Origin of the sequence: Actinomadura rubrisoli (assembly GCF_004349215.1) — a bacterium.
Lineage (GTDB): Bacteria > Actinomycetota > Actinomycetes > Streptosporangiales > Streptosporangiaceae > Spirillospora > Spirillospora rubrisoli.
In genome coordinates this window covers 1-2,082 of the sequence record NZ_SMKU01000640.1, presented here as the reverse complement: position 1 = coordinate 2,082, position 2,082 = coordinate 1, and the positions used below count along the sequence as shown (strand labels likewise).

Here is a 2,082-nt window from a genome sequence, read left to right as displayed (position 1 = left end):
GGTTCGGGGCGGGAGTCGAGCTCGGACAAGGAGCCGCAGGCGAGACTGGAAATGCGGATGAACTGGCGGCGCGGTTGTGGACGCGGGCGGCCGCCGCTTATGACCGGACGGTCGGGGGTGGGGCCCGGACGCGACTGGAGTCGACGGTCGGATTGACCCGGGACCTCGCGGTGACCGGCGGCGGTGGTCTGGAGGTGGCCCGCCAGCATCGGATGGCGGCCATCATCGCGGCGGAGGAGTTCGGTGATCCGGAACTGACCGCGCGCGTGATCGGCGCCTACGACGTGCCCGCTATCTGGACGCGCAGCGACGACCCGGGGCTGGCGCGGCAGATCGTCGCGGCGGCGGAACGCGCGTTGTCCTCTCTGCCCGGCGGGCCCCCACACGATGCGGCGCGGGCGCGTCTGCTGGCCACGATCGCGCTGGAGATGCGCGGCACCCGCTCCCCGCGCGGACCTCAGGCCGCGCGTGAGGCCGAGACGATCGCCCGTCGCCTCGACGATCCCGCGCTGCTGGCGTTCGCCCTGAACGGCGCGTTCATGCAGTCGTGCACCCGGGCGGGCCTCGCCGCGCGGCGGGACGGGATCGGCGAAGAGCTGGTCGCGCTGGCCACGCGGCACGGCCTGGCGACCTTCGAGATCCTCGGCCACCTGATCCGGCTGCAAGCCCGTGGCGCACTCTCCGACTTCGCGACGGCCGATGCGCACGCCACCGCCGTAGACCGTCTGGCCGAGCGCCATGAACGGCCGCTGGTGAGCGTGTTCACCGGGTGGTACGCGGCGCTGCGGCTGGCCGCCACCGGGTCGGCTCCGGCCCCGGAGATGGAGACGGCCTACCGGTCTGCCGCCGCGCGACTGGACGGCGCCGGCATGCCGGGCCTGGAGCACGGCCTGCTGCCGCTCGCCCTGTTGAGCGTCCCCCTGGTGAACGGGCCACCACCGCCTGGGCAGGACGGGCCACACGTCGATCCGGACGCGGACTGGGGTCCCTACCGTCCCTGGGCCGAGCCCTTCGCTCTGTTGCAAGCGGGCCGTCGCGCCAAGGCGGGGTCGGCGCTGCGCGCGCTTCCGGAACCGCCCGCAGATCTGACCTACGAGGCGCTGTGCTGCCTGGAGGCGGCGGCCGCGCTGGAACTGGACGATCGGGACGTGCTGGAGCGGGCCCACACCCGGCTTCTCCCAGCTGCGGGTGAGCTTGCGGGCGCAGGCAGCGGCCTGCTCACCCTCGGCCCCGTCGACCGCTGGCTCGCCCGGATCACCTCGGCCCTGGAGTCCCCCCGGACGCGCTCCACCAGATCGTGATCGAGAACGAAATCCACGAGCATTCCCTTAGCAGCCGACATCATCGAAAAGGACGGTGACACGATCGCTTTCACCCTCAACCACCTGAACCGCGACCCGGGAGTGGCGCGCTCTCCACCGAGGTGATCTTCCAGATGCGGGCGCCAGATTCGACCCCCGCGCGGGTCGGCGGAGCAACTCTCCCGCCAGGCGTTCAAGACCCAGCGGGCCACAGTCCCACGCGCTGTGCTCGACCTGGGCAAGTCGGAAAGGCCCGGTTGTCTGCACGCTTCGGCCCGTCCGGCCTCGCAGTCGTCGCATCACCCACACGGGCGGTCCCAGGTCTAACCGAAGTAGCGCCAGTAGGAATCGGCTGCGGCAGTAGCAGCGCATCACCTCGATGCACCCATATGCAGGGGCCTCGTCTACGTCGAAGGCTCGGTCAACAACGCCCGCACATCGTTGCGGACGAGTTACTCAGAGGCCATGAAGACGAACACCACCCGCATCCCGGGGCGACCGCCATCCGCGCACGTTCGCGCCGTCGCTCCCCGATCGCGTGTTGAGGACGTGAGTATCGAGCCCACATCCCGTAGAGCAACGACCCGGTCGCAGCCATACGACGACCAGTTCGTCCAGCATGACTGCGGCGACCTCGTAGACGGCCGACTTGCCGCTTCCGACCGGCATCACCACGAGCACGTCCTACCGCGCGGCAAGCGCCTCCATCCCCTCCCACTGCCCCAACCTCAACCGTTCGACCCAAGCATCTCCCGCGCAACCCCCGCAACATCCACACCCC

The 2,082-nt window shown here is 70.7% G+C and carries 1 protein-coding gene; it reads left to right on the top strand.

Features of this window, described 5'->3' with window-relative positions:
* A partial coding sequence (locus tag E1298_RS46420) for a tetratricopeptide repeat protein (protein ID WP_481726152.1) occupies positions 1-1,301 on the top strand: 1,301 nt, incomplete at its 5' end.
* Positions 1,302-2,082: the final 781 nt, after the last annotated feature.